Source organism: Proteiniphilum sp., assembly GCF_034331125.1.
Taxonomy (GTDB): Bacteria; Bacteroidota; Bacteroidia; order Bacteroidales; family Dysgonomonadaceae; genus Proteiniphilum; species Proteiniphilum saccharofermentans.
The window spans coordinates 1-25,839 of record NZ_JAXQGC010000006.1 but is presented as its reverse complement, the minus strand read 5'-3'; the positions used below and the strand labels follow the sequence as shown (position 1 = coordinate 25,839).

Genomic DNA, 25,839 nt, shown 5'->3' with positions numbered 1-25,839 from the left:
TTAAAAAACACTGCCTATGAAATCACCTCCGGATCATTAAAAAAGAAAAAACCGGAACAGCACTCTCACATACCGTCCGGTCCGGTTTCAACAAGTTAGCAATTATAATAACATTCTTAAAACCATTTACAAATGTATGAGAAATTTTGATAAATCCGACATTAAAAATGTCATTAATATTCAGCTACTACGTACTATGAAGGTAACAAGTATACTCTTATTGCTCTGTATAGGTGTCTGTGGCGCTACCAATAGTTATTCACAAAATACCGAACTTACTTTGCGTCTTGAAAGCAAGAGCATAAAGGAGGTTTTTGCGGAAATAGAAAGGAATAGTGAATTTGTTTTCTTCTACTTCCATGATGATGTCAACCTGGAGAGGAAAGTTTCGGTGAACGTAAAGGGAAAGAAAATCAACGAAATACTGGACCAGATCTTCGAGTCGACCGATACGGGCTACTCAATCAAAGACCGTCAGGTGTATATCACAAGGAAAGCATCGGAGGAGCCACGGCAAGCAGGGAAGAGACGTATTACGGGATCTGTGACCGATTCATATGGTGATCCGCTCATAGGTGTTACCGTATCGGTCAAGAATACAACAGACGGTACGGTTACCAATATAAATGGAATGTATGTGATCGATGCCAAAGATACCGATATACTCGTATTCAGTTATGTGGGGTTTTTGAAACAGGAGGTCCGTTTAGGGGACAAAGAGGTCTTGAATGTAATTCTCCAGGAAGATGATCAGATGCTTGAGGAGCTGGTCGTTGTGGGTTATGGGCAACAGAGCAAATCCAGCGTGGTGAGTTCCGTGAGTACTGTTACTTCCAAGGAATTAACTGCGCCGACCAGTAATCTCACCAATAATCTGGCGGGCCAGCTTGCAGGTCTGATCAGTATCCAGCGTTCGGGAGAACCCGGCCGGGATGATGCGGAATTCTGGATACGCGGTATCAGTACATTCAAAGGAGGAACCAATCCCCTTGTTTTAGTAGATGGAATTCCAAGGGCCATCAGCAATATTGAACCCGATGAAATCGAAACCTTCAGCCTGTTGAAAGATGCTGCGGCAACAGCCGTATATGGTGCGGAGGGAGCAAATGGAGTTATACTGATCACCTCTAAGCGGGGGAACATCTCAAAACCGAAGATCTCGTTCCGTGGTGAATATTCATTGTCGCAACCGACCCGTTTACCTGAATTCGTAGATTCGTGGGATTATATAGAACTGGCCAATGAGGCCAACTTTAATGATGGTGAAAATCCGTATAAATATCCGGAAGAAATAGACCGATACCGTAATAAGATTGACAATGATCTCTATCCGAATAGTAAATGGATGGATGAATTATTATCAAAAAATTATGCCAATCAACGTTATACCTTGAATTTCAGGGGTGGGGCCGAGAATGCCAAATACTTCGTATCGATGGCCTATTTCCAGCAGGAAGGGATCTTCAAACAAAATCCCATGGAGAAGTATAAAGGCGACTTCGGATTCGAGCGGTATAACCTGAGGAGCAATATCGATTTGAATGTAACAAGGACAACCAGTCTAAGCATCGATCTGAGCGGGCAATATGTCAATCGTACGACCTCCAACCGTTCCCCTGCTGATATTTTTAGGTTCATGTTGCATACCCCGCCCCATTTGTTCCCCCCTATTTACAGTGATGGCACGCTGGCTACCTATCTTACCCAAAGCGACGGTAATAACAGGAATCCATACAATATGCTGATGAACCAGGGATACCGGAAAATGTGGGGAACGCTGATACAATCGAATATAGGACTAAACCAGGATCTTAGTTTCATCACATCCGGGTTGAAGTTTAACGGAAAGGTCAGTCTCGATTATGACGGCAACTTTTCCACCTTAAGAAATCACTGGCCAAGCTTGTTCAATGCGATCGGGCGTGACGAAGAGGGAAACCTTATCTTTGCCACCTCTGAGTCCGGCTCTCCGGAGCTAAGAGACCCTGAAACGCAGGAAAGCGTATCGTACCGTAGGATCTATATTGAAGGCGCTTTGAATTATTCACGTACTTTTAAGGAAAAACATACGGTAGGGGGGATGTTCCTCTATATGCAGAAAGAATCGCAGGTGTCGAATGTGGTTCTTCCATTCAGAAAACAAGGTATGGTAGGACGTGCCACCTATTCGTATGACAACCGCTATTTTATCGAAGGTAACTTCGGATATACCGGTAGTGAGACCTTTGCCAAAGGTAAAAAGTTTGGATTCTTCCCTGCCGTAGGGTTGAGTTATTATATCTCGAACGAACAATTCTATCCCGAAGCATTGAGCAATGTAATGAATAAAGCCAAGATAAGGCTTTCTTATGGACGTACCGGGAATGATGATACCGGAGGCGCCCGTTTCCTTTACCGCGCCACATTTCAGATGGATGCAGGTGGTTTCAATCAGGGAATAGGCTCCAACGGCGGCACCAATGGATTGGGAGCTGGAATTAAAGATACCCGGTTCGTGAATAACAACATACAATGGGAGATTGAGCAAAAAAGAAATGTAGGCGTTGATCTCGGATTTATGAATAACAGGATTGAACTGACCGCCGATTATTTCAATAACAGAAGGGAGAATATATTGATGGAGCGGAACACCATCCCCGGTGTAGCCGGATTTCATACAAGACCATGGGAAAATTACGGGATCGTGGATAACTGGGGGGTAGATGCCAGTTTAAATGTTCGTCAAGATCTCGGCCCGGTAAAAGTTAGTATGAGAGGGACATTCACCTTTGCCCGCAATAAGATTATCGAATACGATGAATTGCCCAAGGAATACCCTTGGCAGGCCGTAACCGGCACAAGGGTGGGAGACCATGAATTGTATATTGCTGAAAGGCTGTATACGGAAGAGGATTTCATAAAAACTCAAAAAGCGAATGGCACCTATACCTATGAGTTGAGACCCGGCCTACCCGAAGTGACGTTGGAGGGTATATTAGGTCCCGGTGATATCAAATACAGGGACATCAATAATGATGGGCGGATCGATAATTTCGATAAGGTGAGAGGAGTCGGCCACCCTTACAATCCGGAAATCAATTATGGTTTCGGGATCAATGTCGAGTATAAAGGATTCTATGTAAGTACTTTTTTCCAAGGAACAGGCAACTCAGCCATTCTTCTGGCAAGTGGTAACAATACCTTCTGGCCTTTCAACTGGGGAATAGAAAAATCGAATATCCGTAAGGAATTCCTTAATAGCCGGTGGACAGCCGACAATCCGCGTCAGGATGTGATCATGCCGAGGTTACACGTAGGTTATGCCAAGAATGTGAACAAAGAGCCCAGTACATGGTGGTTGAGAAACGGAAGTTTCCTTCGTTTCAAAAACCTTGAAGTAGGATATAACATCCCGAAGCAATATACCCAGAATTTACTGGTGAATGGTGCCAGAGTATACCTGCAAGGATATAACCTTTATGTATGGGATGATGTGAAATACTGGGATCCGGAACTCGGTAACCAGAACGGAGGAAATAGTTACCCGTTGCCCCGGACTTTTACATTGGGTGTTGAATTAAATTTTTAAAAGAATAATCGTATGAAACGAGCATAATAATCATTCTCACACAAGAACATGATTAAAAGCGAGTTCCATATGATACATTTGAAAATCAATAATTTTAATCATATGAAAATCAAATCAATAAAAACAGTGATAATAGGCTTACTCCTCGGCTCTTTGAATGCATGCTCCGATTATCTGGATGTGTCGGATGAGCTCTCTGGAGGACTTTCCACATTCGAACAGGTGTTCAGTAATGTAGATTATACAAAAAGGTGGTATGCCAATGTTTACGCCAACGTACCTAATTATTCCCGGTTTTGTAATCCGAACGGAATGGGTGGTATATGGAGTGCATATGCCGATGAGGTCTATAACCGATGGGCCAATAATTCAGGGCGATATAACGACTGGAATGCAACGAACAACAATTCGGAAAGGTGGGTTGAGATGTATCAAAGGATAAGACAGGCCAATATATTCATGGAAAAAGCCAGGCCGATTATGGAGGAAGGAGGTCCCAATGCTGCCAGACTCACACAGGTCGAAGTCGATCGCTATAAAGCCAATGTACGTTTTATGAGGGCACTCTACCATTTTTACCTGATGGAGTTGAACGGTCCGATACCTATTATCACCCAATCTTTTACGTTGGAGGATGATCTGGATATTCCACGCAACTCATTAGATGAAGTCATTAATTTTATAGATACTGAACTAAGGGAAGCAATGGAAGGGATGGAGCAGGAGCCCTACCATGATAATGAAAGTTTCAGGGCGGTACCCACTAAGGGAGTTGCATTGGCGGTGCTTGCAAAATTATGGATGTATGCCGCCAGTCCTCTTTATAACGGGGAATATACAGAGGCTTTACAATTACAGAATAAAGATGGTAAATACCTGTTCCCGGCGAAAGATGAAAATAAAAAACAGAAAGCGTTCGATGCCTGTAAGGCTTTTATAGATTATGCTGAAGAGAATAACAGGTATGAACTCTATAAAGTGATGGTCAACGGGGTCTTAGATCCGGATCAATCCGTGTACGGAGTTTTTCAGGAGTATAATAAAGAGATCATCTGGGCAACCTCGGTCAATTCATGGGGAGGTGCGGACGGAAATGATTATGACACCTTTACTACACCGCGAAGCGAAAGTAAAGGCTTGGGAGATATAGCTGTCGTGCAGGAACTGGTGGACGATTTTTATATGAAAGATGGGTTGCCAATAAAGAATACATCTTTCTTGACCGGATCTCCATTGTACAGCGAAACGGGATTCGGTACATACAACGGTATAGAGGTTTTCAATATGTATATCGATCGTGAGCCGCGGTTTTATAATACCATCACCTTTTCCGGAAAAAGATGGCATATCAGCAATAAAGAGGTGCAATTCTATAGAGGCGGGAATGCAGATAACAGGGTGGAAGGATCCCCGAGAACGGGCTATCTCCTGTATAAAAGGGTAAACCGTACCGTACATATGGATTCTCCGGGAGTAAGGTCCAAATTCAGACCCTCCATCATCTTCCGTCTGGCAGATTTTTACCTGCTATATGCCGAGGCATTGAATGAAGTGAACCCATCTGATCCTGATGTATTAGAATATGTGAACCGTGTAAGGGAACGTGCCGGATTACCAAAACTTGAAGATCTTAATCCTGCTATCAAAGGGAACCAGGACCTGCAACGGGAAGCTATTCGCAGGGAGAGGCGTATCGAGCTGGCCACCGAAGGGCAGCGTTATTTCGATGTAAGACGATGGATGATCGCTGAAAATGCTCCGGGTGAAGGAGGACAGGGAGGTAACTTCCACGGCATGAACATGTACGGTAACAAAACAACATTCCATACCAGAACGGTCATACATAACCGTAGCTTTAAAAGGAAAAATTATTTTGATCCTATTCCTTATGCCGCTATTCAGAAAAGTGAACAACTTGTCCAGAATCCGGGGTGGTAAAATAAATGATGGATGATAACAATATAAAAACAGAATGCTATGACAAAAAATAAAAATAAATTAATGGTCATCCTTTTAGCAGCTTTTGTTGCCGGATTATCATTTACAAATTGTGATGATAATATGCCTCAATATGATAATGTGAGTGTAGAGAATATCACGTTGGACGAAGATCTCAAAAAAGGAGTAAGTATAGAAATTGGTGATTCTTTGGTGATTGCAAATAAATTAACGGTTTTTCCGGAAAATGCTACCAATAAAATGCAGACATTTTCTTCTTCCAATGAAGATGTGGCGGTAGTGGACGGCAGAGGAAAAATAAATACCAATTCTGTGGGTACTACTGTGATAACCGTCACTGTAGACGGGAAAACCGACGAGTTTACATTGACAGTGCGTGAAAGAGATATTATCGAAATTACAGAAATAGAAATAATAGATCCGGATGTGAGTATCAATGCGGGATCTACTCTGGATCTGAAAGAGTTGATAATCATATATCCCGCTGAAGCTTCCATCAATGATCTGGAGTATAGCTCAGACCAGGAATCAGTCGTGGAAGTAAACCAGAATGGGATCATTAGAGGCATTGCTGGTGGAACGGCAAAGATAACAGTGACCTTTAAACATGATTCATCTGTTTCAGGAGAGTTCAATGTAAGGGTGTTTGAAGATTATTCGCGTGAAGGATGGACTTTAGCAGCTTCGCAGAATCCTCTCTTTGTCGAAGGAAATAGTAATAAGTTGGAACATGCACTCGACGGAGACCCGGCTACATGGTTTGCTTTGGTGAAGCCAGGTAAAAGTCATGCAGGTATTTCAATACCCACTGCAGCGAATGGCGGATTTGTGTATTTCATTGTCGATATGAAGGAAGAACGGGATGTAAATTACTTCAGAATTCGTCACAGAGCCGGTACGGATACACTTCTCAGATACCGGATTATCGAGGAAGTGTCGGGAAGTAATGATGGCGTGAACTTCACAACCATTGCCACTGATGTTGCCATACCAAACTGGGATGTAGCTGCCACCGTAGAGACGCCAAATCTGATAATCCCTGCGTCAAAATACAGGTATCTGAAATTCTATTGTCAAAAGCAGGAATGCTTTGCAACAGACAGGGGATCTGTTCAATTAGCTGAAGTTTATATAGGAAAATAGCAATCTTCAATAGGTGAATTGAGAATATGTTTGACTCGTGGTGCATGTATTTGCATCACGGGTCATTAAAAACAGGTTCAAAGGTTTGTAGCATGGAGATATAGCGGAGAATAGCAATAATATAAGGATTAATAATGGAGCGATTTTTTAGAACAACGGTTTTACTGGCAATATGTTGTGCTTTTATAGCCTGTGGCGACAAGGATAATGGTCCTGAGAATACAGATCCCGGGAATGGAGGAACACCGGAACCTGTAACTTTCAGTATTACCCCTGTTGAGAAGCTTAATCAGGGTACTTTGGCCGTTAATTCGCATGCCGGTGTTGTATCGCGGTCGTCACTAAAGATGAATTTCAGGAGCTATATCGAACTGGACAATAGTTCGCTTGGAGTAGATAAACCTCATTATCCGCGAATTAAGAAGATGGCCAATGGAAATTATATTATGTTCTTTCACAATAACCAGATCGGAGCCAGTTGTTATTACGCAGTTGCCCAGAATCTTAAGTCATGGACTCCCAAAGGGAAACTATTCAGTAATTACAGTATTACCGACAGTAAGGGCAATGCCAATGAAAGGCGCTTTTCAAACTGCGATGCACTCGTTCTTTCCAACGGGAATATCTTGGCAGTGGCTTCGTACCGGGCTGACAAGGGGTATAAGGAACTTCCTCTTGATGCAGGCATCGCATTAAGTGTCAGTACGGATAATGGCGCAAGATGGAGTGCTCCTGTCGAAATATATCAGGGGGTAAACTGGGAACCGTATCTGTTAGAGTTACCTTCGGGCGAAATACATTGTTATTTTACCGATAGTAACCGCACAAATACCAATGCCACCGACACAGGAACAGCCATGATCGTCTCGAAAGATGGCGGTAAAACATGGACTCCTGCGTTCAGTAATCCTCCTTACTATGTGATACGGATGAAATGGGAGCAAGATGGTAATACGTACTTTAATCATCAGATGCCCTCTGTCATAAAACTCAATGGCGGCAATAAGCTGGCGGCTGCTATGGAGACGAATTATTTTGGAAAATATTATATATCGTTTGCCTATTCACCAGAAAATGGCGAATGGCAGCATCTTAATATGGATCAGGAAGGACCGGTAGATAGCGATAATCTTTCATTCGAAGGAAGTGCACCCTATTTGGTACAGTTCCCGTCGGGAGAAACAGTTGTTTCATACAATAAATCCTCCACCTTCTATATGAAGATGGGTGATGTCGGGGCACAAAACTTTGGAGAAGCTTATGCTCCGTTTTCCGGTGGCGGCTTTTGGGGATCACTGCAAACCGATGGTTCCCACCAACTCCTGGGGATAATGCCTCATACCTCTACCGGGAAGATCATGCTGGCGCAATTCATCCTCAATCACCGCATTGAGGCCGTACGACGGAGTGTGAAAGTGGACAGCGATAATTCGGAGTGGGCAAATACCGATCATGCGCTTTTTGTGGGTGGCAAATCACAGGCACAGGCAACACTCCGGTGTGCATTCGATAACGACAATCTGTATTTTCTTGCCGAAGTGCTTGATAAGGATATCGCGAAAGACGACTATACTGAAATTTTTATATGCCCTGTTACCGATGATGATAAACTGACTGACAAAGCTTGCCGGATAAGGGTCTCGCATGACGGATTGAGAAGTACGGGTATCTATGAAAACGGCTGGAAGGATGCAAACCTGGGCGTGTCGGCAAGTGCCGTATTCGAAGGCACTATCTCCAGAAACCATGATGAAGATCATGGATACTTCGTCGAGATCTCCATTCCACGATCCAAGTTGTCTATCAAAGAAGGAGAGTTACTTGTCAATTTCTCCATATCCGATAATCAGGGAGGGCTGGATGCTATTCATGATACCTCCTCCACAAATACGGCTAAATGGATACCGATAACTGGATTATAACGAAAAAATGAACTATCTAAACACATTGATGTAAAAAATAGAATAATCGTATGAAACGAGCATGATAATCATTCTCACACAAGAACACGATTAAAAGCGAGTTCCATATGATACATTTGAAAGTCAATAATTTTAATCATATGAAAAAAAATTATTTATTATTTGTAGCCCTCTTTTTTGTAACAATTGTAACTACTGCGCAGAATTATTTTGAAGACTTCCCTGTAAATGCTGATCCTAAAACTGTTGGTGAAAAACTGAGTAAACGTTTTTTGGAGAGCAAACATCAGTTGTATTTCGACAAAGGCATACACTATGCTGAAGTATGTACCTGGTATGGAGCGCTCAGATTCGCAGAGTTAACCAATAATCAGGAGTTGATAAAGCAGTTAAGGAATCGTTTTGAATTGCTGTTCCATATAGAGAAAGATCTCCTTCCCCCACCGATCCATGTAGATCAGAATATGTTCGGTTGCCTGCCTCTCAGGTTGTATAGTATAACCGGGGATCAGCGTTATCTGGATCTTGGATTGCCGTATGCCGACTCTCAATGGATCTTACCGGATAATGCGAACGAGGAAGAGCGTAAATGGCATGAGAAAGGATACTCATGGCAAACCCGCCTTTGGATAGATGATATGTACATGATTACCATTGTGCAATCGGAAGCGCATAATATTACCGGTGATGCCAAGTATATGGACAGAGCAGCCAAAGAAATGGTTTTGTACCTTGATGAGCTGCAACATCCTAACGGGCTTTTCTATCATGCTCCGGATGTACCGTTTTATTGGGGTCGTGGAGATGGATGGATGGCCGTTGGAATGACTGAGCTTTTGTTCAATTTACCCCAAAACGACCCTCACCGGGAACGAATATTGAATGGATATCTTTTGATGATGCACAATCTGAAAAAATACATAAACAAAGACGGACTTTGGAATCAATTGATAGATGATCCTGAGTCATGGACAGAGACTTCCGGGTCGGCAATGTTCGCTTATGCCATGATCGTAGGAGTGAAGAATGGCTGGCTTGACAAAGAGGAGTTCGCTCCTGTTGCACGCAGAGCATGGCTCTCATTGTGTAATTATATTAATGATAAAAATGATCTTACGGAAGTTTGTATCGGGACAGGAAAAAAGAACAGCAAGCAATATTATCTGGATCGCCCTCGTATAGCAGGTGATTTTCATGGACAAGCACCTATATTATGGTGTGCCCATGCCTTACTGGATAAATAGGGTCACAAAAAATCCAACTTTGTTAAAATAACTCCAATTTATGAGAATTTTATATTGTTACTTATGTATCTTTTCCCTTCTTGTTTGCTTTGGCTGTGAAAATGGTTCGGATGATCCCGTCGATACTAAGCAACCCAGTTTAAAAATAAATACGCAGGAAAAGTTGATCGCCAACACAGCCGGATCTTTTGAGATCTACGTGACTTCCAATACCTCATGGAGGGTTGAATCAAAAAATTCATGGCTTAAGCCGGAGAGACAGGAAGGGCAGGGGAATATATCCGTAAGGATCCAATATGAAGGAAGTACCACGGATAAGCGTACCGGTATTGTTCGGTTTATAACTGACGGACTGAATCCTGTTGAACTGACCGTGACCCAGACCGGCCTTACTTTCTCCAATCCCATCGCTGGAATACCCGATCCGTGGATAATAAAGCACAATGGGTCTTATTATTTGTGTAAAGCGGACGGGAACGGGATCAGTATTGCCAGATCAGATAAACTGTCTGAATTTCCCCATACCCGCAGGGTCTGGAGTTGCCCGTACGATATGGGAAACAACAAGCCGTGGAACGTCTCGCATGTCTGGGCACCCGAATTACACCGTATTGACGGTAGATGGTACATCTATTATGCTGCAGGACGCCCTCATGCCGAAACAAATTCCTACAGCTATCAGCGTAGTGGTGTATTAAGGGCTAAAACCGATGACCCGATGGGTGAATGGGAAGATATGGGAATGCTTTATACAGGTGATGGTTATCAACCGGGGATAGTTCCTTCTGCTGACAATACCCAATATGCTATTGACTTAGGGGTTTTTCAATTGAATGGTAAGTTGTATGCTGTATGGTCGGGTTATCCGGCAGGGAGTTCGGAGCAAAAACTTTATATCGCGACAATGTCGGATCCCTTGACCATCTCTTCGTCAAGGACTGCCATATCGAGCGCTGATAAATATTGGGAAACACACAATTCGAAAATCAATGAAGGGCCTGCATTCTTAAAAAATAAGGAGCATGGAAAATTCTTTGTGGTCTATTCCTGCAACGGTTCATGGACGAAGCATTATCGACTGGGTTACATTATGCTCAGTGATACGCTGGCCGATCCGACCAGACCGGCTAACTGGACTAAATCAGTGACAGAGGTCTTTTACCGCAACGACGATACGGCCCATGCTAACGGAGTCAATGGGGTGGGGCATTGTAGCTTTACAAAATCACCCGATGATACGGAGGATTGGATTGTTTACCACGTGAAAAACCGCAATGACGACGGTTGGTCGTCAGGCCGGTCGACGTTCATTCAAAAATTCGGGTGGAAAGCTGACGGAACTCCTGATTTTGGAACTCCCGTGGGATGGGGAGAGCCATTGGCGATCCCTTCGGGTGAAAGCCACTGATCTTCTACATAACTATAAAAATATGAATGTTCGACAGAACAGAATAAAAAAACCGCTCTCAAATGAGGGCGGTTTTCAAGGAAGATTCCTTTTTAATTTATCTGAACTATTTCGTTAAGCAAGAGCAGAAACAAAGCTTGCTTTGGTTATGCCGAGCGCAGAAATAGTCTAGGTTTATCTGAACTATTTTGTTAAGCTAAATGAGCAAATGATAAGCTTGCTTATACTATGCCATAGCGAGAATTGAAAATCGAGGAGCCTGCGACTCAAATAGTCTAAGTTTATCTAAATGTATAGCGCAAACTGAGTGCAAATCCGCTAAACCAATAGTCGTTATAGCTGTTGGTGAAATTAAACGAGGGCTTCCAGTCTAAAGAGACATTAAACGGAGCCGAGGGGAAGACATACTCGATACCTCCAATCAGATCGGCTCCAAGCAGGAAAGCGTTGTCGTAACGGTTTTTATCTTTGCGTATTCCCCCGAGATGGGCGCCAAGTCCCACATACCAATCTAAGCCGGGTGCACCGGGGATAGGTTGTTGATATTCGTACAACCCGGTAAGCAAGAAGTAATTGGGTGATGCGGCAAGGATAAACTCACCTGCCGATGCGGGTGCGAAAAAATGTTTCAGCGTTACACCGCTGTCATAACCCAATCTCACACCGAGGGCGGTGTTGTACTGTTGTGCATTGAGTGTAGTTGCAAAAGCTGTCATTAGAAGAGCTGCGAAAAGTAGTTTTTTTAGTTTCATACGATTAAGAATTAGACACAAGAACCGAGAATCAAGACACAAGACACAAGACATTTTAATTATCTTCTCGTGTGAGTACAGTTCTCAGACTTGTTTCATACGATTGGTTTATATAGGAAGATAACAAATAACCGTGCATATTGTTTGCTGTCATTTAAAAACATTATCGAATTATCATCCCAACCTCTTCCCGGTTTCACTATTAGTTTTTCACTTTTCACTTTTCACTTCTAGATAGCATTTTCTGCAGAGAGGCTGGTATTCGTCGGTCTCGCCTAACATCACCTGTTTATCGTTTTTTACCAACCGGTGCGAATAGTTCGCCAGGTTACCGCAACGCACGCAAATGGCATGTACTTTTATCACATCATCGGCAATGGCGCATAATCCCGGCATCGGGCCGAAGGGAATACGTTTGAAATCCATGTCGAGCCCGGCAATGATCACCCTGATCCCTTGGTCGGCCAGATTCTGGCACACATCCACTAATCCCATGTCGAAGAACTGTGCCTCATCGATCCCTATCACTTCCGCTCCCGAGGAGAGAAGTAAGATATTGCTGGAGTGTTCCACAGGGGTGGAGAGAATGGCGTTTTTATCGTGCGATACCACCTCTTCTCCGGAATAGCGGGTATCGATGGCGGGCTTAAAGATTTCTACCGTTTGACGTGCAAACTGGGCACGGCGTAATCTGCGCAGTAATTCTTCGGTTTTACCTGAGAACATCGATCCGCAAATAACTTCGATACGTCCGGTGCGTGCTGTTTCGTTTAGTTTGTTTTCGTTATACATCTTCTGTTCGGATGGTTCTTTCCTGATATGTTTTCTGACGATTTACCCGGTATGGCAATATAAGGGAGATTATTTTCCTTTGACAATTTTCTTGATCTCGTTTAGTTTATTGAGTGCCTCGATGGGGGTTAGGTTGTTTATATCGAGGTTGATGATCTCGTCACGCACCTGGCTGAGGATTGGGTCATCCAGTTGGAAGAAACTCAACTGGTAGCCTTCCCGTTTTTCCACAAAATCCTGAATGGGCTTTTTGATCATCTCTTTCCGGTTGGAGGATTCCATCTGGGCAAGGATCGCATCCGCCCGGTTGGTAATACTTTGTGGAACACCGGCCATTTTTGCCACATGGATACCGAAGCTGTGTTCACTTCCGCCCGGCATCAATTTACGCAGGAAGATCACCTTGTTATCGATCTCCTTTACCGCCACATTATAATTTTTAATGCGTTTGAACGATTTCTCCATCTCATTCAGTTCGTGATAATGCGTAGCGAAGAGTGTCTTGGCACGTGCTTTCGGATTCTCGTGTATATATTCCACTATCGCCCAGGCGATAGAGATACCGTCGTAGGTGCTTGTGCCCCGTCCCAGTTCATCAAAAAGGACCAAGCTGCGATCCGACAAGTTGTTAAGGATATTCGCCGCTTCGTTCATCTCTACCATAAAAGTGGATTCACCTAGTGAGATGTTGTCCGATGCGCCTACCCTGGTAAATATCTTATCTACCAGTCCGATCTTTGCGGAATCGGCCGGTACAAATGATCCTATCTGTGCCATCAATGTAATGAGTGCAATCTGGCGGAGGAGTGCCGATTTTCCCGCCATATTGGGCCCGGTGATGATGATGATCTGTTGGGTTTCACTATCCAAATAAAGGTCATTTGCAATAAACGGTTCTCCGGCAGGGAGTTGCTTTTCGATTACCGGGTGGCGGCCGCTTTTTATGTCTATGATTTCGGAGTCGTTGATTTCCGGCCGGATATACTTGTTTTCTTGTGCTGCGTTGGCGAAGGAGAGAAGGCAATCGGCCCGGGCAATTATGTTAGCATTGGTCTGGATAGCGGGAATATATTCAAGCAGGCTTTCAACCAATGAGGAGTAAATACGGTTCTCAAGTGAGATAATTTTCTCTTCGGCTCCCAGTATCTTCTCTTCATATTCTTTCAGTTCTGCCGTGATATACCGTTCGGCGTTTACTAATGTCTGTTTGCGTATCCAGTCAGCCGGGACTTTGTCTTTATGTGTGTTGCGTACCTCTATATAATAGCCGAATACATTGTTAAAAGCTACTTTTAGCGATGGTATACCGGTTCTTTCACTCTCTCGTTGCTGGATTTGCATCAGGTAATCTTTACCTGAATAGGCGATCTGGCGCAGTTCGTCCAACTCTTTGTCCACACCCTTCCTTATATATCCACCCTTATGTAGCAAGGTCGGTGGGTCAGGGACAATCTCTTTTTCAATACGATCCCGGATCGCGAGGCAGGGGTCGAGTTTCTCTCCCATCTCTACAATACTTTGGTTATCGGATGAGAGGAAAGCTTCCCTGATTGGCTCGATGGCAGTGAGCGCTACTCTCAATTGCGCTACTTCCCTCGGATTGATCCTCCCCGTGGCGGCTTTAGAGATGATCCGCTCTAAATCGCCTATGAGTGGGAGTTGTTGTTCAAGCAACATTTTCAGTTCCGGATTCCGGAAAAAATGTTCTACTACGTCCAGGCGTGACTCGATAGGTTTAGCTTCCTTCAGGGGAAACACCGTCCATCTGCGCAGCAGTCGTGAACCCATTGGGGAAATGGTTTTGTCAAGCACATTGAGAAGGCTTTTTCCTCCTTCGTTGAGAGGGTTGATCAGTTCCAGGTTGCGTATGGTGAATCTGTCGAGTCTTACGAAACGCTCTTCTTCAATACGTAACAAGGAAGTTATATGTCCAATATGTTTATGTTGCGTGATATCCAGGTAATGGAGTATGGCACCTGAAGCGATAATTCCTTGTGTAAGCTGCTCGATCCCGAAGCCTTTCAGATTTTTTGTCTGAAAATGGGAAAGTAATCTGTCGCGGGCACTGCTTTCCGTAAAAATCCAGTCGTCCAGTTCAAAAAGGAACCATTGGGAGCCGAAGGCTTCTTCAAACTTCTTTTTATTGCCTCGTTCAATGAGTATCTCTTTCGGAGCAAAGTTGGAAAGGAGTTTATCGATATCGTCGACCGTACCTTCAGCAGTGAGGAATTCACCGGTGGAGATGTCGAGGAAAGCAACTCCGAATCGGTTTCCCTTTTCCATATGCATTGCACAGAGAAAGTTATTTTCTTTGTGGTTCAGTATATTGTCATTGATGGAGACTCCGGGGGTGACCAATTCGGTGATTCCCCGTTTTACCAGTTTCTTGGTCATCTTCGGGTCTTCCAACTGGTCGCAGATAGCTACGCGTTTGCCGGCACGCACTAATTTGGGCAGGTAGGTATCCAGAGCATGATGAGGAAAACCTGCCAGTTCCACAAACTGCGCCGTACCGTTCGCCCTCCGTGTAAGTGTAATGCCCAATATCTCAGCTGCCACGACGGCATCATCCGAAAATGTCTCATAAAAATCACCTACACGAAACAACAATATAGCGTCGGGATGTTGTGTTTTTATCTCAACGTACTGCTTCATCATCGGTGTTTCTGCTATCTTTTTTCCCACAGATCTTTTTTATAATTACCAATTACCAATTACTAATGACTAATTATCACAGTACATTAAATTGTTGAATCTTGAATTTTGAATCTTAAATCTTGAATCTGAGAAGCGAAATTACAAAAAAAGCATGATTACCCAAAATTACTGTAGCAGTTGTCTTAATTCTTTGACTCCTTCCGACGCTCCTTTTTGAATATGATGGATATCATAACGACTGGTATACACATCCTTCGGATCAATTAAATATACCGGCACATTTTTTCTCACGTCATGGAGTAGTCCCGCTGCCGGATACACGTTCATGGAGGTCCCGATGATGACGAAGATATCGGCCCGGTTACAAATTTTTTCGGCTTCAGGGATCATGGGAACCGCTTCGCCAAACCAGACGATATGCGGTCGTAACTGGAACCCTTTCTCGCAAGTGTCTCCCAAATGGAGGTCTATATGTTCCGGATCTATGTCGTAGATGAGCGAATCATCTCCGGTGGAACGAGCTTTCATCAGTTCACCGTGCAGATGCAATACTTTTGTGCTGCCGGCCTGTTCATGGAGGTTGTCGATGTTTTGGGTGATGATGTGCAGGTCAAAATCTTTTTCCATCCCTGCCAGTTCATAATGCCCTGCGTTGGGTTTGGCTTTCATTAGTTCACGACGACGCATATTGTAGAAGTTCAGGACTAATTCGGGATTCGCTTCAAATCCTTCGGGTGTGGCCACTTGTTCTACCGGGTATTGTTCCCATAAACCTCCCGAGTCGCGGAAAGTGGCAATGCCGCTTTCCGCACTCATGCCGGCTCCTGTAAGTACGACCAGTTTTTTCTTCATACGATTTCTTTTTGGTTCAAATATAGCTTTTTTCACCTTAAAACCAGCGTTGTTTCATATTAAAATCGTACTTTTGTGAGTTTAAATCAAAAGAAAAAGTTAAATGGACAAATTAAGTTACGCGTTAGGGATGAGTATGGCTTCAAATTTGATGAATTCAGGATTGAAGCAGATTGATGTGGAATCATTTGTGAAAGCCTTTACGGAAATTATGAATAATACCACCCCCTCCATGAGCCCTCAGGAGGCAAATCAGGTTATTCAAAGCTATTTTAGCAAGATACAGGATGAGATGTTGGAGAATAATCTGAAAGAGGGAGAAGCATTTCTTGAAGAGAACCGTAAAAAAGAGGGTGTAGTTACGCTTCCCAGCGGATTACAGTATGAAGTGCTGAAAGAAGGAGACGGAGCTACACCGAAAGCTACCGACAAAGTGAAATGCCACTATCACGGCACATTATTGAATGGTCAAGTCTTTGACAGTTCCGTACAGAGAGGCCAACCTGCTGTTTTTGGTGTAAATCAGGTGATCAAAGGATGGGTAGAAGCGCTTCAACTAATGTCTGTAGGGTCGAAGTGGAGATTGTATATTCCTTCCGATCTTGCTTACGGAACACAGGGTGCAGGAAACTCCATTGAACCTAATTCCGCTCTTATTTTCGATGTAGAGTTATTGGGAATAGAGTAACAATACTTATATTACTTTCTTATTTTCCCTTACAAAATCAACATAATACATTATTAATATATAGAAGAAAATGAAGAAAACAATTTTAGGCGCATTTTGTGCCATGACTGTGCTGGCAGTGTTGATGGTGTCCTGCGGAGGAGCCTCCACGCCGAAGACCTCCCTGAAAAATTCTGTGGACAGTGTCTCTTATGCCTATGGTGTAAGTATGGCAGAGCAGGGATTAGTGCAATACCTCGAACAGCAAGGAGTATTGCAAAGTGCATCCAACATCGAATACGATTATCAGATGAGGATTGCTGCTGCCGATTCTACCCAAAAGGCAGCATTACAAAAAGAGATGGCCGCAAAGATCGACTCAGTGAACAAGATCAATGCTCCCCGTCTTAATGAATTTATTAAAGGGTTAAAAGCAGCAATGAATCTTGAGGAGAAGTCTCCTTATGCCCAGGGGTTAAGTATTGGAGTACAGTTTTCCCAGATGATGCTTCCTCAATTCAATTCGATGCTTTTCGGATCCGACTCCACACAAAAAGTGGATAATGACCAGATTATGGCCGGATTGATCTCTGTATTGAAAAATCAACAGTTGGCTATCAGTACGATGGATGCCAACGCGTTAGTGCAGAAAAAGATGGAGGAGGCCCAGGCTGCCAGCCAAGCTCGTCAGGAAGAAGAACTTAAGGTACAGTATGCCGATAGTATTGCCGCCGGTGATGCGTATCTTGCCGAGAATGCTAAAAGAGAAGGAGTGGTTACACTCCCCAGCGGATTGCAATATGAGGTCCTTCGTGAAGGTAACGGGCCGATTCCCACTGATACCGATCGTGTGAAAGTACATTACCACGGTACGTTGATCAACGGTACGGTTTTCGACAGCAGTGTAAACAGAGGGGAGCCTTCCACTTTTGGCGTGACCCAGGTGATTGCCGGTTGGACTGAAGCGTTGAAGCTGATGCCCGTAGGATCGAAATGGAGATTATATGTTCCCTATGATCTGGCATACGGAGCACAGGATCGTGGAACCATCAAACCATTTTCCAATCTTATTTTCGATGTAGAATTACTGGGAATAGAAGAATAAACAATTCTCGGAATAAAAGTAAGGAAAGGGTGGCCAAAAGGTCACTCTTTTTTTTGTTTTGTTGTTTTTTGAATAATCGATTGGTTTTATCTTTTTTATATTGATTTCTTCAATATTCAATAAAAAATAAAGAAATTTTCAATTTTTACTTGCATAATGTTTTTTGAGGGTGTATATTTGCACTATTATAGATTGTAAGGTTGTAGTATTTGGATTTGTTAAAATTCCATGATCGTTTTTGCTATTATGTTTCGGTGGAATTATTAATGAAATATATCAAAAACAGGGATGGAAATTTCAGTCTGACGTTTTTTTTTAAAAAAAAGTGCAAAAAACCACGTAATTAAAATAAATGATTTATATTTGCGCAACGTATAGATAACCACAAAAATGTTAAAATAATGTAGAGTGGTGTTGTAAGATAGTAGAGTTATAGAGTCTCTATGATAGGAAAGGTGTTTGTATGTTAATTATTTTGATAATTAATCTTGTATTATTAGTTAAAACCCTTCCAGCCTATTGAATTGATAGGATAAGAAAGATGATATTATAATAGTGTTTAATTTAAAAGTAGAGTTTATGAAAAGAAAGCTAACTATGTTTTTAGCCCTGTTCTTTATTGGGATAGGGCTTGCTGTGGCTCAGACCCAGGTACGCGGTACCGTGGTGGATGAAGCGGGCGAACCGGTGATTGGGGCTACTATCCAGATTAAAGGTACATCGCAGGGAACCGTTTCCGATATTGACGGTAATTTCAACCTGTCTGCCCCTGCCGGTGGGACACTGGTAATTTCCTATGTGGGATATCAAACACAGGAAGTGCCCGTGAGTGCGAATGTGAGTGTGCAATTAAGTGCTGATTCAGAATTATTGGATGAGGTGGTTGTGGTTGGGTATGGAACAACAACCCGGAGAGCTTTCACCGGTGCCGCTTCCTCTGTTTCCAATGATTTAATTGAAAACAAGATTGATATTAATCCTGTTAAGGCACTTGCCGGAACTGTTCCCGGTTTACAGATGAATGTAGGTTCCGGACAGCCGGGTGCGCCGGCCAATATTTTTATTAGAGGTCGAAATTCGGTAAACTCCGGTACACAACCTTTATATGTAATTGACGGAGTTCCCTTCGAGACGGGTATACAGGGAATGCGTCAGAGTGAAGGGCAACAGATGAGCCCTCTGGCCACCATTAGTGCGCAGGATATTGAAAGTGTTACGGTGCTGAAGGATGCAAGTGCTACTTCTATTTATGGAGCAAGGGCTGCCAATGGTGTAATTGTGATTACCACGAAAAAAGGTAAGAGAGGATTGAATATTGATTTTACGGCAAGAGTGGGTACCGAGAGTATGCCGAGTTATACAGATAATTATAAACTTGTGGATGCCGATACCTATAGACAACTTTCAAAGGAAGCATTGTTGAATGGTTATAATTATGCTTCGACAGTAGGAAGACAAAGTAACTTCCAACGATTTAATGACGCTTATGGATTAGGACTTCCTTATAATGAATCGGGAGCAGAAGATTTTTTCAGTTGGTATACCGAAATTGATTACGACTCTCCTTATAATACTGACTGGTTAAAAGAGGTTACACGTACGGGATTGATTCAAAATTATACCCTGACACTCAATGGAGGCGGTGAAACTGCTACAGCGGCACGTTATTATACTTCTGTGGATTATTTCGATACGAAGGCTATCGTGAGAGGAAAAGACATGAAGAGGTATTCTTTCCGTTTTAATTTTGATCAGGCACCTACTGAGAAAGTAGCTTATGGATTCAATTCCAATGTGGCACATACCATTACCAATATGGGAGCCGGAGGAGGATATTTCTCCGATCCCATCACGCAGGCTATTATGCAAAGTCCGCTTTCTCCTGTCTATAATGAAGACGGCACATGGAATTTTAATACCATTAATGGTTATAACCCGGTTGCCCAAAGAAGTGAGTTAGGAGATAAAAGTGAAGCAAAACAGTATCGTTTTATCTTTTCTCCCTATGTAACTTATAAATTTATTGATGAATTAAGTTTTACATCACGATTAGGTGTGGATGGGTACCTGATTGATGAGTTTGGAACCTGGTCATTCCTGCAACCACAAGGTAAGGATATGAGAGGCTTGGGTGAAAATGGTTACAGGGCTAATTTTGTTACAACCATTACGAACACACTCAATTATGGCAAAAATTTTGACGGACATAATCTGGATGTATTGTTAGGACAGGAAGGACAAAAAACCAACTATAAAGGTACTTATCTGGCCGGATCAAATTATCCCGTTGACTATTTGGAAGATGTTGAACTGGCAGCTACTCCGGGTAGTGCTTCTACAACCAGGAGGGAGTTGGTTTTAAATTCATATTTTTCAAGAGCTGAATATAACTATAATGAAAAATATTATCTGTCCGGAAGTTTTCGTATGGATGGTTCTTCCAGATTCTCAAAGGAAAACCGATGGGCTCCTTTCTGGTCAGCCGGTGCTAAGTATCGTATATCAAGTGAAAACTTTATGCAAGGAATTGAATGGTTGGATGATTTGACTGTTCGTGCCAGCTACGGTACATCAGGTAATCAAACAGTAGGAAATCTTGATATAATGCAGGGTTGGTATGCTTCACGCAATCTCTATGATTTTGGTTATAACTACAATGGACAACCGGGTTCAAACCGTTTGCAGATTGGAAATAGTTCGTTGAAATGGGAAAGAACTGCCAAATTTAATGTGGGATTGGATGTTATGTTATTTAATTTCCTGACTGTGTCTGCCGATTATTATAAACACAGAACAAAGGATATGGTATTTGGTGTACCGCTTTCACGCACTACAGGTATGAGTTCTTCTTACCTCAATGTGGGAGAATTGGAAAACCAAGGTGTGGAATTCTCCATAATGGCACGTCTCTTCAACCGGAATGATTTCTCCTGGAACGTGACCCTAAACGGTTCTCACAATAAGAATGAGATTATCAAATTAAGTACTGATAACCCTATTGAGTACACTTATCAAATTGTAGAACCGGGAAAAGATTACTATACTTTCAAGATGAAAGAGTGGGCTGGGGTTGATCCGGAAACCGGAGTTGGTATGTGGTACCTGAACGAAGAAGGAGATGAAACTACCACCAATTATAATGCTGCTAAAAAACGGTATGTGGGTAAAGCGACTCCTGATTTTCAAGGTGGACTTACCAATAATCTCCAATGGAAAGGGTTTGATATGAGTTTCCAAATTAATTTCTCTGTAGGCGGTAAAATATATGGAAACCATCTGCGTTATGATGAACAAATTGGTAATTCGTTCGGATCTCCATTTACAAAATATGTGGCTGAAAACAGATGGCAAAAACCTGGGGATATTGCAAAGGTGCCGATGTTAATGTTTACCACCGGTGTAACCGAAAATTCGCATTCATCCCGTTTCCTGATGGACGGCTCTTATGTGAAATTCAGATCTTTGTCTTTAGGTTATACCTTGCCTAATCGCATTGTATCGAATATCGGATTGAGTAAGACCCGTCTGTTTTTCAATGCTGAAAATCTATTCACGATTGCCGATGCAGATTATAGGGGTTTTGATCCCGGAAGCGTTGATGCTAATGGTGTTCAATGGTGGAATTATCCTACTCCACGTTCATTTGTGTTTGGTTTAACTTTAGGATTTTAAAATTGATAGATTATGAAAAGAATACTTATATATATATTTAGTCTGGTTGTCGGATTATCGACATTCTGGTCTTGTGATTTCGAAACGGATATCTACACAGCCATTGACATGGATAATGCTTTCGGATCGGCACAGGATATAGAAAATGCATTGAATGGAGCATATAGAAATGTGGGAAGTTATTACTATAGGGGAAACAGGGTGATTGCTATAGGCGATATGGCTTCAGATGTAGCTGAAGCGGATGCTAGTACAGGTCACTTCGTCGCAATCAATATGTGGACATTTACCGATACCAGTGGTGAATTATTGGATGCCTGGACATATGCTTATAAAGTAATAGACCAGTCCACAAGAGGGATCAACGGTTCCCTGGAATTGCTTAATGGCGGAAATCTGCCTGAGGGTGATGATGCCAGGTTGGAATCAGCTCTCTCTCAATTCTATGCATTGAGAGCATTAGCACATTTTGACTTAGTAAATCTTTTTGGTCTTCCTTATAAGGCAGGTGGAAATAACTCTCAGTTGGGTATAGTTATTGTAGATCAGGAGCCTATTGAAGATTTTCAACAAGTTTCAAGATCGACAGTAGAAGAGACCTATGCACAAGTATTGAAAGATATCAACAGTGCCAAGCAGTATGTAACAGGAGGGATCAATCAATATTATTTCAATGAAGCGGCCATCTATGCGTTGGAAGCACGTGTAAATCTCTATATGCATAGGTATGAAGCTGCAATCACAGCAGCCAATAAAGCCATTGAGCTCCGCAACTCTAATGGAGTCGATAATGCGACCTATTTGTCAATGTGGAGAAGTACGGCTATAAGTGGTGAGGATATATTCACTTTGGTAAAATCAAATGATGATAACTTGTCCGCTAATGCATTGAACACGTTGTACGGATCATATGGAGGACAGGTATCTCAATTTACAAAAGAAAAATTTGCAGCTAATGATATCCGTGGAGGTTTAATTTCTGCTACGAATCATCCCGGAAAATATGATGGAATACCTTCTGCTGCTGCAGTTAGTAACGTTCCTGTTTTCAGGCTATCTGAAATGTATTTGATCGTTGCTGAGTCTCAAGCACAATTGAATAATATCAGTGCTGCCCAGACTGCTCTGCTTTATACTGCAAAAAGAAATACCGATATAACCACAGTCGCAGATCTACCTGCTACCCAGGCCGGTTTATTGGAATTTATAGCGGACGAAAGAATTCGTGAGTTCTTCACAGAAGGACATCGTTTCTATGATCTGAGAAGAACCGGAGCAGTCGCTACCATTGCAGGTGATGATCAGTTTGTAGCTGCCAACTTTGTATATCCAATCCCTTCTGAGGAGATCAATTCTGGATTTGGTGTGACGCAAAACGAAGGATGGAGCGATAATTTACCCAATCACTAAAAAGTTGAAATTATAAAAGTAACATAGTTTAGATTCTGTTATTAAACTAATAGGAAAAGCTGTCTGGAGAAATCCAGGCAGCTTTTTTGGTGATATGCGGAAAATATCCGTCAGGTGGGATATATAGGAGATTACACAATTCGTATCCATGTCGTATATCGCGAAGAATTATTTCAACAAAACAAAAAGCTGGCTCAGCCAGCGTATAAATGGGCACGATGTGAACGGCAGACAAGCTCAATTTACACCCGAAGAAATAGATACGCTCAACAAAGCATTTTCTGATCTATCACAGAAATTAGGGGCATTCCGCATTTCTTTGTAAACAACCCCGCATTCGCTACCCGGATGTAAAAACCACTTAATCCCTGATCAGCGGTGAGGGTAAAGGAATCTGTTCATCATTCAATAATTTAAGTATGCGTGCCATAGTTTACAAATGTATGGATTTTTCTTAGAAAACCGTAAGAGTTTACTGCATAAAGAATAAGTAAACTTAAACAGGGTATAGTACAATCCTGATGCGAATTATTTTCTATCTTCAGTAATTATATGTAATTTTGAAGTTATACTTCGAAATTACATAAATTGATTTAAGAGATGAGTAAATTGTTTATTGAAAGAAAAATTACCGCTGTTTTGCATGAAGTTTACCACTATTTTTCGGTAATAACATTAATCGGCCCGCGCCAGTCAGGGAAAACCACTTTGTTGAAAAAAGTTTTTGCCAACCTGCCATACTATTCATTGGAGAATCTTGATGTCAGACAATTTGCCATAAATGACCCTATGGGTTTTCTTACCCAGCATCCCGAAGGAATGATTTTGGACGAAGTGCAGAATGCTCCCGTCCTGATGTCTTTTATACAAGGTATGGTCGATAAAGATCCTGAAAAACGATTTATCCTTTCGGGTAGTTCTCAATTTTCCATCCTTGAGAAAATAACTCAATCGTTAGCGGGGCGTACCGCTGTACTGGAACTACTCCCGCTTTCATTTGCCGAAGTGAAAAATGAAGCGCAAAACAAAACAGTAGACAGATTGATACTGGATGGTTTTTATCCGGTTATATATGCAGGAAAGAACATACCTTCCCTATTTTATCCATCGTATGTAAAAACTTATTTAGAACGGGATGTGCGGGATTTGTTACAAATAAAAGATATGATGCAATTTCAAACTTTTTTAAGGCTTTGTGCCGGACGTATCGGCTGTTTGTTTAACGCCTCGGAACTTTCAAACGAAGTCGGGGTCTCGGCTAATACTATCAAATCATGGCTGTCCGTTTTGCAGGCATCTTATGTAATTCTCTTATTGCCTCCTTTCTTTGAAAATATACGTAAACGGCTAACCAAGACCCCGAAGCTCTATTTTTGTGATACGGGACTTGCTTGCTATCTGTTGGGAATTGAAACAGAACAACAATTGGAAAGAGATAGAATGCGGGGTCATTTATTTGAGAACCTTATTATCAACGAAGCACTTAAAACCCGATATAATCGGGGAAAAGAAAGTAATTTATTCTTTTATAGGGACAGTAACGGCAATGAAGTGGATTTGCTTTTGAAACAAGGAAAAGACTATAAAGCTATTGAAATAAAATCTTCTCAAACGTATCATCCCGATTTCGAGAAAGGGATTCGTGCTATTACCTCTTCCCTTGGGGATAGGATAATTGACAAAACTATTATTTATACCGGGGAGTTTGAGAATAATTCTTCAGAAGTAAAGCTGCTGAATTACAGGGTGATGGAGTCGGTTCTGTAAGGGGCTAAGTCTTACATCTCACGTCCTAACAGCATGGGTAATGCTCCTGCATAATAAAAAGGGATATTGAGCAATTTGAACGATTTCCCTTTTGGAGTCCGTGCCGTGTCCACAGAATACTTTTCACTCCATATACGAACGGCTGTATTCCCTGCTGACAAATCCATAAAAGATTGTATGGAGCGTAAATGGGCATTAGTCCCCGATTTTACCTCTATGGGAATAATATGGGTGCCCTGTTGCCAAATGAAATCGACTTCGGCATTGGATCCCTTTTTGTTGCGTATCCAGAAGTTGAGATGCTCAATATGTGCATTGTTTAATAGTACGCGCAATTCTTGTGCTACAATCTGTTCGGCAATAGTCCCTTTAGCCGTAAAATTAACAAGCCCGGTATCTACCCAACACAATTTTGGCGCTCGGCGAAAAGACACTTCAATAGGAACCTGCACGCTGGTAGCGGGATATACCAATTCCAACAGAAAAGCCCTCTCCATTATTGTAAATGCCTCCCTGACATCCTTGGAAAGATAACCGGAGCCCCCAAAATTAACGCAATAGCGCCACCGCTTTCGGTTCGGTTTGTATTTCATCGATAAACAGCAGGATCCTGCCTTTTTCTATAGATATATTTTGACGAAAACTAACAACCTGCATTATTTCCGAAACCGTATCTGATTCGGTAAACAATCGCGCATCTCCCGGCCTTTCAAGGTTTAGATGGATGTAATTGTCGAACTCCCGGCTAAACTCTTCTACGACGGTTGTTTTCCCTACTTGCCTGGCTCCACGTAGGATAAGCGGCTTGCGGTGCGGATTCGACGCCCATTCTTTCAATCTTTGATATATATTTCTGTAAAACATAAAAATTTGTTCTATGAAGCGACAGCAAGTTACAGCATACCAGTCAGACCTGTTCA

At 42.3% G+C, this 25,839-nt stretch carries 18 protein-coding genes; 12 read left to right on the top strand and 6 right to left on the bottom strand.

The window, feature by feature from the left end; all coding sequences use genetic code 11:
- The first annotated feature begins 136 nt into the window (after positions 1–136).
- The 6 genes from U2P89_RS01600 (at position 137) to U2P89_RS01575 (ending at position 11,244) form a co-directional block, all read left to right on the top strand.
- Positions 137–3,568 (top strand): TonB-dependent receptor, encoded by a 3,432-nt coding sequence (locus U2P89_RS01600; protein ID WP_322190416.1) that lies wholly within the window; start codon positions 137–139, stop codon positions 3,566–3,568.
- Between the two features lie 102 nt (positions 3,569–3,670).
- Positions 3,671–5,506: a RagB/SusD family nutrient uptake outer membrane protein gene (locus U2P89_RS01595; protein ID WP_322190415.1), complete on the top strand. Its 1,836-nt coding sequence runs from the start codon at positions 3,671–3,673 to the stop codon at positions 5,504–5,506.
- Between the two features lie 39 nt (positions 5,507–5,545).
- Complete coding sequence (locus U2P89_RS01590) at positions 5,546–6,670, top strand: Ig-like domain-containing protein (protein WP_322190414.1); 1,125 nt, start codon at positions 5,546–5,548, stop codon at positions 6,668–6,670.
- A gap of 134 nt (positions 6,671–6,804) precedes the next feature.
- On the top strand, positions 6,805–8,592 hold the full coding sequence (locus U2P89_RS01585; protein WP_322190413.1) for a sugar-binding protein: 1,788 nt from the start codon (positions 6,805–6,807) through the stop codon (positions 8,590–8,592).
- Positions 8,593–8,732: 140 nt separating this feature from the next.
- Entirely contained in the window at positions 8,733–9,836 is a 1,104-nt protein-coding gene (locus tag U2P89_RS01580; RefSeq protein WP_322190412.1) for a glycoside hydrolase family 88/105 protein, read from the top strand.
- 40 nt (positions 9,837–9,876) lie between these two features.
- The gene (locus U2P89_RS01575) at positions 9,877–11,244 is read left to right on the top strand and encodes a family 43 glycosylhydrolase (protein ID WP_322190411.1); all 1,368 of its coding nucleotides are present in this window, start codon (positions 9,877–9,879) and stop codon (positions 11,242–11,244) included.
- Positions 11,245–11,525: 281 nt separating this feature from the next.
- On the opposite strand, the gene U2P89_RS01570 is transcribed toward U2P89_RS01575, so the two are convergent.
- From U2P89_RS01570 to U2P89_RS01555, 4 genes are all read right to left on the bottom strand, one after another.
- Positions 11,526–11,996, bottom strand: a complete 471-nt coding sequence (locus U2P89_RS01570) for a hypothetical protein (protein WP_322190410.1) — start codon at positions 11,994–11,996, stop codon at positions 11,526–11,528.
- A gap of 210 nt (positions 11,997–12,206) precedes the next feature.
- The gene (locus U2P89_RS01565) at positions 12,207–12,788 is read right to left on the bottom strand and encodes a thymidine kinase (RefSeq protein WP_322190409.1); all 582 of its coding nucleotides are present in this window, start codon (positions 12,786–12,788) and stop codon (positions 12,207–12,209) included.
- Positions 12,789–12,857: 69 nt separating this feature from the next.
- A complete protein-coding gene (gene mutS, locus U2P89_RS01560; protein WP_322190503.1) occupies positions 12,858–15,446 on the bottom strand; it encodes a DNA mismatch repair protein MutS in 2,589 nt (862 codons plus the stop codon).
- Positions 15,447–15,611: 165 nt separating this feature from the next.
- Positions 15,612–16,298, bottom strand: a complete 687-nt coding sequence (locus U2P89_RS01555; protein ID WP_322190408.1) for an NAD-dependent deacylase — start codon at positions 16,296–16,298, stop codon at positions 15,612–15,614.
- A 103-nt stretch (positions 16,299–16,401) separates the two neighbouring features.
- On the opposite strand from U2P89_RS01555, the gene U2P89_RS01550 reads away from it, so the two are divergent.
- The 6 genes from U2P89_RS01550 to U2P89_RS01525 all read left to right on the top strand — a co-directional run bounded on the left by U2P89_RS01550 (position 16,402) and on the right by U2P89_RS01525 (position 24,919).
- Positions 16,402–16,986, top strand: a complete 585-nt coding sequence (locus U2P89_RS01550) for an FKBP-type peptidyl-prolyl cis-trans isomerase (protein ID WP_322190407.1) — start codon at positions 16,402–16,404, stop codon at positions 16,984–16,986.
- 70 nt (positions 16,987–17,056) lie between these two features.
- The gene (locus U2P89_RS01545) at positions 17,057–18,070 is read left to right on the top strand and encodes an FKBP-type peptidyl-prolyl cis-trans isomerase (RefSeq protein ID WP_322190406.1); all 1,014 of its coding nucleotides are present in this window, start codon (positions 17,057–17,059) and stop codon (positions 18,068–18,070) included.
- A 579-nt stretch (positions 18,071–18,649) separates the two neighbouring features.
- The gene (locus U2P89_RS01540; RefSeq protein ID WP_322190405.1) at positions 18,650–21,742 is read left to right on the top strand and encodes a TonB-dependent receptor; all 3,093 of its coding nucleotides are present in this window, start codon (positions 18,650–18,652) and stop codon (positions 21,740–21,742) included.
- A 12-nt stretch (positions 21,743–21,754) separates the two neighbouring features.
- The gene (locus tag U2P89_RS01535) at positions 21,755–23,152 is read left to right on the top strand and encodes a RagB/SusD family nutrient uptake outer membrane protein (protein ID WP_092027893.1); all 1,398 of its coding nucleotides are present in this window, start codon (positions 21,755–21,757) and stop codon (positions 23,150–23,152) included.
- Between the two features lie 130 nt (positions 23,153–23,282).
- A complete protein-coding gene (locus tag U2P89_RS01530) occupies positions 23,283–23,477 on the top strand; it encodes a DUF5053 domain-containing protein (RefSeq protein WP_322190502.1) in 195 nt (64 codons plus the stop codon).
- 275 nt (positions 23,478–23,752) lie between these two features.
- Positions 23,753–24,919 (top strand): ATP-binding protein, encoded by a 1,167-nt coding sequence (locus tag U2P89_RS01525; protein ID WP_091910310.1) that lies wholly within the window; start codon positions 23,753–23,755, stop codon positions 24,917–24,919.
- A gap of 11 nt (positions 24,920–24,930) precedes the next feature.
- Here U2P89_RS01525 and U2P89_RS01520 read toward each other — a convergent pair whose 3' ends face one another.
- Both U2P89_RS01520 and U2P89_RS01515 read right to left on the bottom strand, forming a co-directional pair.
- Complete coding sequence (locus U2P89_RS01520; RefSeq protein WP_322190404.1) at positions 24,931–25,416, bottom strand: DUF4143 domain-containing protein; 486 nt, start codon at positions 25,414–25,416, stop codon at positions 24,931–24,933.
- A gap of 52 nt (positions 25,417–25,468) precedes the next feature.
- Positions 25,469–25,839, bottom strand: a 371-nt coding sequence (locus U2P89_RS01515) for an AAA family ATPase (RefSeq protein WP_322190403.1), incomplete at its 5' end; no start/stop codon positions are given.